At 38.3% G+C, this 10638-nt stretch carries 10 protein-coding genes; all 10 read right to left on the minus strand.

Going from position 1 to position 10638, the window contains the following annotated elements; genetic code table 11:
- Positions 1–197: 197 nt before the first annotated feature.
- The 10 genes from pepD to hrcA all read right to left on the minus strand — a co-directional run bounded on the left by pepD (position 198) and on the right by hrcA (position 10461).
- Complete coding sequence (gene pepD / locus EO125_RS09405; RefSeq protein WP_127148670.1) at positions 198–1709, minus strand: beta-Ala-His dipeptidase; 1512 nt, start codon at positions 1707–1709, stop codon at positions 198–200.
- Positions 1710–1725: 16 nt separating this feature from the next.
- Complete coding sequence (locus tag EO125_RS09410) at positions 1726–2076, minus strand: histidine triad nucleotide-binding protein (RefSeq protein WP_127148671.1); 351 nt, start codon at positions 2074–2076, stop codon at positions 1726–1728.
- A gap of 81 nt (positions 2077–2157) precedes the next feature.
- Entirely contained in the window at positions 2158–2835 is a 678-nt protein-coding gene (locus EO125_RS09415; protein WP_127148672.1) for a DUF4357 domain-containing protein, read from the minus strand.
- 40 nt (positions 2836–2875) lie between these two features.
- Positions 2876–4183, minus strand: a complete 1308-nt coding sequence (mtaB, locus tag EO125_RS09420; RefSeq protein ID WP_127148673.1) for a tRNA (N(6)-L-threonylcarbamoyladenosine(37)-C(2))-methylthiotransferase MtaB — start codon at positions 4181–4183, stop codon at positions 2876–2878.
- A gap of 7 nt (positions 4184–4190) precedes the next feature.
- On the minus strand, positions 4191–4931 hold the full coding sequence (locus tag EO125_RS09425) for a 16S rRNA (uracil(1498)-N(3))-methyltransferase (protein WP_127148674.1): 741 nt from the start codon (positions 4929–4931) through the stop codon (positions 4191–4193).
- A gap of 12 nt (positions 4932–4943) precedes the next feature.
- Positions 4944–5825 (minus strand): 50S ribosomal protein L11 methyltransferase, encoded by an 882-nt coding sequence (locus tag EO125_RS09430; RefSeq protein ID WP_127148675.1) that lies wholly within the window; start codon positions 5823–5825, stop codon positions 4944–4946.
- 24 nt (positions 5826–5849) lie between these two features.
- Positions 5850–7037, minus strand: coding sequence for a molecular chaperone DnaJ (dnaJ, locus tag EO125_RS09435; RefSeq protein ID WP_127148676.1), 1188 nt, complete (start codon positions 7035–7037; stop codon positions 5850–5852).
- An 18-nt stretch (positions 7038–7055) separates the two neighbouring features.
- Positions 7056–8882, minus strand: a complete 1827-nt coding sequence (gene dnaK / locus EO125_RS09440; RefSeq protein ID WP_127148677.1) for a molecular chaperone DnaK — start codon at positions 8880–8882, stop codon at positions 7056–7058.
- A gap of 50 nt (positions 8883–8932) precedes the next feature.
- Positions 8933–9436, minus strand: a complete 504-nt coding sequence (gene grpE / locus EO125_RS09445; RefSeq protein ID WP_127148678.1) for a nucleotide exchange factor GrpE — start codon at positions 9434–9436, stop codon at positions 8933–8935.
- 11 nt (positions 9437–9447) lie between these two features.
- Positions 9448–10461, minus strand: a complete 1014-nt coding sequence (hrcA, locus tag EO125_RS09450) for a heat-inducible transcriptional repressor HrcA (RefSeq protein WP_127148679.1) — start codon at positions 10459–10461, stop codon at positions 9448–9450.
- Between the last annotated feature and the right edge of the window lie 177 nt (positions 10462–10638).

Below are 10638 nucleotides of genomic sequence, written 5' to 3' on the forward strand. Positions count from 1 at the left end.
GCTCACTTACTTTCATCCATTTAATTGCTTAGAGCATTTATTTCTTAAAGAGTTTACACAAAATTCTTGACAGTACCTTAGCAATAACCTATGTTGGTACACTAGCACTTGCATGTATATATCTTTATAGTTCTACCCAAATATCATTAGTATGACAAGCATAACATAAATAGCACAAACTATGGTAAAGAAGTAGATTATAAGCTTTTTAAAAACTCTTTTAGAATATTCCAAGTAGTAACAAAACTTTCTAACTCCATACGTTCTGTAGGCGCATGTAGGTCATGAATATTTGGTCCGATGTTAATCGCATCTACAGGCCCTTGTAAGTTATCTAACATGTAGCCAACTTCAAGACCTGCATGGATGACATTGAACTGTAAATCTTTAGCTCCTGTCACAGATTCATATGCCTTTTGATAGGCTTGTTGTAATGGACTATCAAATGTTGGTAGCCAGCCTGGATACGGGCTTTCAAGGGTCGTCGTAGCACCATGAGTTTCTGCCAATTGCACTAAGCCTTTATAATGATTCTCTAGATTCTTCGTATCTGTACTGCGTACTTGCATTTTTAGGTATACAGCACCATCCGCCATACCTAAAACACCAATATTATTAGAGTACCATACTTCATTTGGATTCTCAGGAGCATGTTGTAACACGCCTTGTTCAATTCCTTGAATAAGAGCACATAGTTTTTGTACAGTATCACAGCTGAAAGCTCGTTCCATGGTGATGGCATCTAAATCTAATTCCACTAAATCTTCACGATTTACTTTAGGGACAACAGATAACGATATTGTCATACTTTCACCAGACGATGCATAATGTGCATTCCACTTGTCTTGTTCTTCTTGTAAAAGAACTTGCACATACGGTACATCCTGTAAATGTAGATACAGATCGGCATAGGCACGTAATGGAATCGCATTAGGTGCACTGCCACCATTTACTTCTGTAATGCGGATATTGTGTTCTCCAGTGATACGTTCTAATACCTTAGACAGAATGTAAATAGCATTACCACGGACTAAATGGATATCACAACCAGAGTGACCACCCTTTAAACCTTCAATAGTAATTCTTCGTTTTGTCATCTCATTATTTACAGATACTGGAACAATTGGTAATGTCACAGTGGATCCATGACCGCCAGCACTGCCGATAGTCACCTCATTCATGCTTTCCCCATCCATATTGATGAGACGGTTGCCTTGTAAATGACTGTAATCTAATGTTTTAACACCTTTGAAAGTAGTTTCTTCTTCTACCGTGAATACTACCTCTAATGGAGGATGTGGAATATTAGTAGACGCTAAGATAGCCATACCATACGCCACAGCAAAGCCATCATCTGCCCCTAAAGTAGTTCCATTGGCATGTAATATACCATTTTCAACGTGTAACGAAATAGGATTATTAATAAAATCATGCTCCACAGACTCTAATTTCGTGCACACCATATCCATATGGCCTTGCAAAATGACTGGTTCATGGGATTCATAGCCCTCTGTGCCGCTCTTTTTTATGATTAGATTATACTGTTTATCTTGAGATACATCTAATCCTAGGTTTAGAGCCCAGTCTTTAATATAATTGGAAATCGCTTGCTCATGTCCAGATTTTCTAGGAATCTTAGCAATCTCTTGAAAGTAATGCAGAATATTATCTACATTATATTGATTCATAATAGTTTGATTGATTGACACTCTGCTGCCTCCTAAATTAGTCAATATTTGGCCAACCTAATTCTTTACCACCCAATAAATGTGCATGTAGATGGAATACAGTTTGACCTGCTTTAGCACCAGTATTTAATGTTAAACGGTATCCGTCGGCTGCAATACCTAATTCTTTTGCTACTAATTTAGCAAATGGTAATAAACCCTCCACATATTCTTCATTATTTTCATTTAAGTGTGCAATGTTAGATACATGGTTCTTAGGAATGATCAACACATGCACAGGTACTACCGGCGCAATATCATGAAACGCTAAGAACTTGTCATTTTCTAATACAACCTTAGCTGGAATTTCTTTATTAATAATTTTACAAAATAAGCAATCTTCTTTCATGGGAATCCCCTTTCTTATATACCGTATGATACTTACATACTATATGTTAAATATATCAAATATTTTCTATGTAGTCTATTATTATTTTCTAAACTTATCTAGTGTTTCCCCTGATTCATTTTTCCAGCTTGTCCAACCATTTGTAGACAATCCCCTAACTAAAGTTGCAGCAGCGTATGGAGATTTACACACTATGTCCTCTATTAATATACCATTTTTTATCACAGCTGATTTTCTTAGCTCATTAGCATAGGAATAGTTAGAAGGAGGACATGAACTACCTTTTAATACAATAAATTTACCATTGTCCACCAACATTTTACCATATATAGATTCAATATCTTTTCTTTTTTGATCGATATGATATAATCCGTCAGGAATATTTTGATAACTTTGATTTTCTAAATTATCAGCTCTAGCCTTAGTAGCATTATCAAATACAACATCTTTCCCTTGATCTGTAGGATATACCTGCTTTCCATCAAAGGAAGATAATAATTGGATAACTAAATCTATATCAAGTGCAAATAGTTCTGTATTATGAAGTCGACTTTTACTAAATATATCATCTAATAGGAGCTCTTTTTCATCATAATCATCTACTTCAATAGCAAACTTTCTTTTTAAGCCAACTACATTTCGATAACCATTGTTTTCTAATGTATTCATTCGAGATTCAAAGTTATCAATACCAGTCTTACCTATTTTTACTAACCCATCTACGACGGTTGTCATTACATATAAAATTCCTCTTGCCATATATCCACCTTAATAGAATAAGTATTGGAATCTGATATAACTATCCTGTAATCTCAACCAAAACCACATCGCTATGTACTTCTGTTACAATTCCACTCACAATATCCCCTACGCTGAATATATGCTCTTGTTTAGGTATTTTACTATGTACGTATTCATTGGTTAAGCCATAATAGTAAAAGTCATCGCTTTGTTCAATGAGAACTTTCACAGGTTGGTTAAGGAAACGGTCAGCATAGGCTTTAAAGCCTTCCTTCCCAAATTGATTTAATAAGGCTACACGTGTCTTTTTTACGGCTTCTGGAACTTGCTCTTCCATCTTAGCAGCTGGTGTGCCTTCTCGAATGGAATATGGGAATGCATGGATATGCGTAAAGCCAACTTCTTTCACTGTACGCATGGTTTCCTCGAATAATTCGTCTGTTTCTCCAGGAAAACCAGCGATAATGTCTGTCGTAATGGATAAATTCGGAATCCGATTACGTAAATACTTCACTAAGTCTTTGTATTGTTGCAAATTATAGTGACGGTTCATAGATTTCAATACTGGATCAGATCCTGCTTGTAACGGCAAGTGTAAGTTAGGGCATACACGAGGATTGGTAGCCATTAACTCGATTAATTCTTCCGATACTTCCACAGACTCAATAGAACCAAAACGAATGCGTTCTAAGCCATCAATGGTCAATAATTCACGCACAACACGGCCTAAGGTTGGTCGTTCAGGTAATTCAATACCATAGTTACCGAGATGTATCCCTGTGAGGACAACCTCTTTATACCCATAGGCTACAAGGCGTTTTGCTTCTTCCACAATATCTTCTATTTTTCTAGACTTTAATTTTCCCCGTGTATAAGGAATGATACAGAAGGAGCAGAAATTATTACATCCTTCTTGTATCTTCATGAAAGCCCGACATTTTTCTATTTCATTGCCAAATAAAGGCATTTCTTCGAATGTAGACTCTTCCATCACATTACGAACGATAGAAATCTGTTCTTCTGTAGATGGAATATTTTCTACTAATTCTACAATTTTATTTCGATTTGCTGTACCGATGACAAGGTTGACCCCATCGATAGCAGAAATCACTTCTGGCGCCAATTGAGCATAACATCCTGTTACCACGATGAACGCATCTGGGTTACGGCGCTTTGCTTGTCGAATTAATTGGCGTGATTTTTTCTCTCCCATATTCGTTACGGAACAAGTATTAATCACGTAAATAGAGGCTTCTTCATCGAAACCAACAGGAGTATATCCTGCTTTTATAAATAAACCTTTCATGGCATCCGTATCATATTGATTGACACGACACCCTAAAGTAGTAAATGCAACTGTCTTCATGAGACTCCTAATCTAGTAATTCATATTGAATCATACTCACAGCACTTAGTGCCGCTGTTTCAGCTCGTAATATAGTGGAGCCTAGGCTAACCTTATGGCCTCCACAGGATTCCAATAGGTCCATTTCAGTAGGGCTATAACCACCTTCAGGACCAATGCAAATGGCTATGGTATGGTATGAATTAGTATGTAACTGTGTTTGTAAAATATCTTTGATCGTCTTGTCATCTTCTCGTTCATAGGCGCCTAACAAGAGAACTCCCTCATCAGATTGTAAGGTTTGCAGTACCTTTGAAAGTGACTGTTCTACTGTTAATGTAGGTACATCAGGGCGACCACATTGTTGGCTTGCTTCTATGATAATTTTTTCCCATCTACTTTTCTTGGCGTTTAATTTTTTAGCATCATATTTAGCCACACAATGGGCCGAAGATACACTGTAAATGTGATGAACATTTAATTCCGTAGCCTTTTGCAATAAAAACTCGAATTTATCTCCTTTCAAAAAGGATTGAATTAACACTACTTTCGTAGCTGATGTAGACACGTCAATGGTACGTAATCGTTTCGCCATATATATATCTGATTCCTCAGATATTAGCACAAATTCACCTGTATGCCCTTCATGATTGCTCACAATAAAAGGTTCCTCTTTAGAATGGCGCAATACATGAAAGAGATGATGTGCTGTATCTGTAGGTAACTGGATACTTTCATCTATAATGCCATCAATAAATATTTTTTTCATATACTTCCTATCTTATGCCAAGGCAAAGGTATACCAAGGGCCCTCTACCATTTCTTCCATAATAGTCCAGTGGTTAGTAATATACGGCATAATTTCATCATACCGATCGTCCACAATACCACTTATTATTAGTATACCATTATCGTGTAGTTTTTCCCTAATCATAGGCAATAAAATTTTTAGAGGATCTACTGTTAAATTCGCTAGTATAAGATGAGCTTTACCGTGAAAGTCATCGCTTAAATTGCCATGAATGATGGTGGCCTCAATACCATTATTTTCACAGTTTTCCTTGGCCTGTATAGCTGCCTCTTCTTCTAGGTCGATGCCCACTAGGTTAGGTATCCCTAAATGATGGGCTGCTAGTAATAAAATACCTGTACCAGTGCCTATATCTAGACATACTTGCTCTGCTATCGGCGTTGCAAGGGTATGCAAATATTTACCAAGTAGAGTAGCGCAGTTTCTCGTAGTTTCATGGTCCCCCGTACCAAAGGATAGCTTTGTATCCATGGTCATTACCACATCTTGTTCTGTGGCAAGTGGATCTGTAGTTGGATCATAGGTTTGCCAAGCGGGACAGATGACAAGGTCTGGTAACAGTCTTGTGGGCATGATGTATTGCTGCCAACTATGATACCATTGCTCATCATCCACAGTTTTACATTGCATATCATTATAGGAAATATTAGTATCTTGTAATGCTGTTTCTATGATCTGTTTCCACGGCTCCTCATCTTTGTCTACGCCTAAATAGATGGTTACACGGCTTAAGTTAGGGTTATTTTCTATTGTTTCTTCTATGTATCCATTACACTCTATATCATTAAAAATGGCAGCCATTTCATCAATGACTGCCACTTCTACAGTAATGGATATTTCTATCCATTTCATAGATGACTCCTTACTTACCAAGGTTTAATCTTGGCAAAATAACTGTTTCACCTTATCACTTAAATTTTCTAATATGCTTTTGTTCACTTTCAAAGTATTTACATCTTCTTTGTTTTCTGCAGCAAACTCAACTAATAATTGACGTTGTTTATCTGTCAATTTTTTAGGTGTTTCCACAGTGACAACTACGTGTTGATCACCTCGTTGGCTTGGTTGACGTAAATACGGAACACCTTGTCCTTTAATTCTGAAAGCAGTACCAGTTTGTGTGCCCTCTGGAATTTTAAGGTCTACTTTTCCTTCTAAAGTAGGGACTTGTATAGTAGCACCTAGCGCAGCTTGTGAGAAGGAGATTGTTTGGCGGATCACAATATCGTTGCCACTACGTTCAAACTCCTTATCTCTTGCCACAGAAATATATACGTATAAATCTCCTTTAGGACCACCTAATGAACCTGGTTCACCTTCACCTGATACACGTAATCGTGCGCCATCATCAACACCAGCTGGAATTTTGATTTCTATATCACGGCGTTTAATAGCTTGACCTTGACCACGGCATACCTTACATGGTTTTTCGATCACTTTACCACGACCGCCACAACGTGAACATGTGCGAACTGTTTGCATGCGACCGAATGGTGTATTTTGAACAACAGCTTCTTGACCAGAGCCATGACAATTTGGACATGATTCTACTTTAGAACCAGGCTCACCACCTGTACCATGACAATGATCACACTCTTCATGCCGCTGTACATTGACTTTCATCGTTGTTCCAAATACAGCATCACGGAAAGAAATGCGTACATCTTGGCGTAAATCGGCACCACGCTCTGGACCACGTTGACCACGGCCACCACCGCCGCCGAACATGTCAAAGATATTACCAAAAATATCTTCAAATCCGCTGCCACCGCCAAAGCCGCCAAATCCACCGCCACCGAAACCACCGCCAAAGCCACCAGCGGAGTTACCTCCGCCAGCAGTAAAGGCATCATGACCATATTGATCATATTGTGCTTTTTTCGTATCATCGGACAAGACTTCGTAGGCTTCATTCACTTCTTTAAAGTTTTTTTCTGCCTCTTCTGGATTGTCACGATTCACGTCTGGATGGTATTGACGTGCTTTCTTACGAAAGGCTTTCTTAATTTCATCTTGGGATGCATTTTTGCTGACGCCAAGGACGTCATAATAATCACGAGCCATTACCTATGTCCCTTCTTATTATTTTTTGTCTTCGTCAACTACTGTGTAGTCAGCGTCTACCACATTATCATCTTGTTTTGGAGTTTCTTGTCCTGCTTGTTCTCCTTGTGCTTGCGCTTGTTCGTACATTTTAGAGGACAATTCGTATAAAGGAGCTGTCAATGCTTCACTATCAGCTTTAATTTTTTCAATATCGCCAGACTCAATAGATGCTTTTAATGTTTCTGTCGCTTTTTTAACAGCTTCTAATTGTGCTGCATCTGCTTTGCCTTCGAAGTCTTTCACTGCTTTTTCAGCTTGGTATACCAAGTTATCTGCATTGTTTTTCACTTCTACTTCTTCTTTTTTAGCTTTATCTTCAGCTGCATGTGTTTCAGCTTCTTTTACCATGCGATCGATTTCTTCATCGCTCAAACCGGAAGAAGATGTAATTGTAATTGCTTGCTCTTTACCAGTACCAAGATCTTTTGCTTTTACATTTACGATACCATTCGCGTCGATGTTGAAAGTAACTTCGATTTTAGGTACTCCACGAGGAGCTGCTGGGATACCGGACAATTCGAAACGACCCAATGTTTTGTTAGCTGCTGCCATGTCACGTTCCCCTTGTAATACGTGAATATCAACGGAAGGTTGGTTGTCTGCTGCTGTGGAGAATACTTGAGATTTAGATGTAGGGATTGTTGTGTTGCGGTCGATAATACGAGTGAAAATACCACCCATAGTTTCGATACCTAAAGACAATGGAGTTACGTCAAGTAACAATACGTCTTTTACTTCACCTACTAATACACCACCTTGAATAGCAGCACCGATAGCTACACATTCATCAGGGTTGATATTTTTAGTTGGTTCTTTACCTAATTCGCGTTTGATTGCATCTTGTACTGCAGGAATACGAGTAGAACCACCAACCAATAATACTTTATCGATTTCGGATGCAGATAAACCAGCATCTTTCATTGCTTTACGAGTAGGCTCGATAGTTGCTTCTACAAGGTCACGAGTCAATTCATCAAATTTAGCACGAGTTAATGTTACGTCTAAATGTTTAGGGCCTGTTGCATCAGCTGTGATGAATGGCAAGTTAATTTGTGTGCTTGCTACACCAGACAATTCAATTTTAGCTTTTTCAGCAGCTTCTTTTAAACGTTGATCAGCTAATTTGTCATTGGATAAATCGATACCAGTTTCTTTTTTGAATTCGCTGATTAAATAATCCATGATGCGTTGGTCAAAGTCGTCACCACCTAAATGGTTGTTACCAGATGTTGCCAATACTTCGAACACGCCTTCACCCAATTCAAGAATGGATACGTCGAATGTACCACCACCAAGGTCAAATACAAGGATTTTACCGTCTTCACCTTTATCTACACCATATGCTAACGCAGCTGCTGTAGGTTCGTTGATGATACGTAGTACTTCTAAGCCTGCTACTGTACCAGCGTCTTTTGTAGCTTGACGTTGAGAGTCAGTGAAGTATGCAGGAACAGTGATAACTGCTTGTTTTACTGGTTCCCCTAAATGAGCTTCTGCATCAGCTTTAATTTTTTGTAGAATCATAGCAGAGATTTCTTGTGGTGTATAGGATTTACCTTCTACATTCACTTTATAATCTGTACCCATATGACGTTTAATAGAAATGATTGTGTTTTCAGGGTTAGAAACTGCTTGACGTTTAGCCAATTGACCTACTAAACGTTCACCATTTTTTGCAAAACCTACTACGGAAGGAGTCGTTCTAGCTCCCTCTTGGTTTGTAATAACAGTTGGTTCGCCGCCTTCCATTACTGCGAAACAAGAATTTGTTGTACCTAAGTCAATACCAATTACTTTTGCCATTTAACATGACCTCCTAATACTTTTTCTAATATGTTAATTATAATAATTAATTATCCGTTATGGACTACTTTCACCATGGCTGGACGTACCACGCGGCCTTCTACAGTATAGCCTGTTTGTAATACTTCACACACGGTGTCATCTTCCATATCTTCAGCTGGAACACGCATGATAGCTTGATGGAAATTTGGATCAAATGGTTGTCCCACAGCTTCAATGACTGCTAAACCTTGTTTTGATAGGCTTGTCATCAAGCTTTGTTGAATCATTACAAATCCTTCCATAAAAGCCTTTGTTTCCGGTGTTTCCGGTGCTGAAAGTGCTCTTTCAAAGTTATCTAACACAGGGAGTAAATCTTCGATGACATGCGATTTAACAAACACCCCTAATTGTTCTTTTTCTTGGTTTGTACGACGTCTGAAGTTTTCAAAATCTGCTTGCAGACGCATGTATCGTTGCTCCCATTCTTTCGTAGGGTCTACTGCTTCAGGAGCTTCTTCTTCCAAAACTTCCACTTCAGGAGTGACTGTTTCTTCTTGTTTATTTTCTTCCATACTTCACCTCTTTACAGCTTCTTTTTCTGTTCTTGTAATTCTTCCATGCACTTATTAATATAGGCTAGGATACCCATAATACGGCCATATTCCATTCGTGTAGGTCCTACAATAGCGAGGGTACCCACTTGATGAGGAACATTGAAACTTGCTTGGATAACGCTAATATCTTTCACCAGTTCGTTGGAGTGACCTATTTTTACATCGATAGGACTGCTAGAGTTTGGCGTTAATAATTGGGTTAACTCATCTTGTTGCTCTAGTAAAGCTAACAGTGGTTGAGCCCTCTTAATATCGTTAAACTCTGGCTGTTCTAATAAAGATGTAGTCCCTATTGTGTAGAATAGTTTTCGCTTAGCAATGGCTCGATATAATGTATCGCAGAACATGACATACGTTGTATCTTGTAAGTCTAAAGTTACTCGCATCTTGTCTAAGTTTTCTTGCGTGATATCCTGGATGGATACATCATGAAGTACACTATTAAAGCGATGCGCATGCATAGCTAATTCTTCTGTATTAATAGGTTCTGTAAAATAAATTGGCTCATTATCCAAAGCACCTGTATTCGTTACCACCACCATGACCGCTCTATGTTCGTCGATAGGAAGAACATGGATATAGGTTATAGTAGATGAATCATGGGCGGGAGCTAAAAACATACTCACATTATGACTAATACGAGAAATAAGTTTTGCTATTTCTACAAAAAAATCATCAAGTTCTTGTTGATGAGTCTGCCATAACTCTTGAATTACAGGAATATCTTCAGCAGCATCGTCTTCAAACCCTTGTAAAGTATCTACATAATATTGATAGCCTTTAGCGGAAGGAATCCGACCTGCTGATGTATGAGGTTGTTCAAGAAAGCCAAGATCTTCTAAATCAGCCATTTCATTTCGTACTGTTGCAGGACTGATACCTAAATCATAGTTCTTTGCGATCGTACGAGAACCAACAGGTTCCGCTGTTTTAATGTAATCTTGAATGATAGCACGCAGAATGCGCTCTTTCCTTTCATCCATAGTATCACCTCGTTATTATTAGCACTCACTAAGGTTGAGTGCTAACTACAAGATATATAGTATCACATTTACGATATATGTCAAGTGAAAAATTGGTGAAGACGGTGTCAAGTTTTTGTTGGAAAAATAATTACCTAGCTTTAAAAGAGGGTTCCTCGTCACTAAAGAATCCTGCGT

It is taken from the genome of Veillonella sp. VA139 (genome assembly GCF_003992005.1).
GTDB lineage: Bacteria > Bacillota > Negativicutes > Veillonellales > Veillonellaceae > F0422.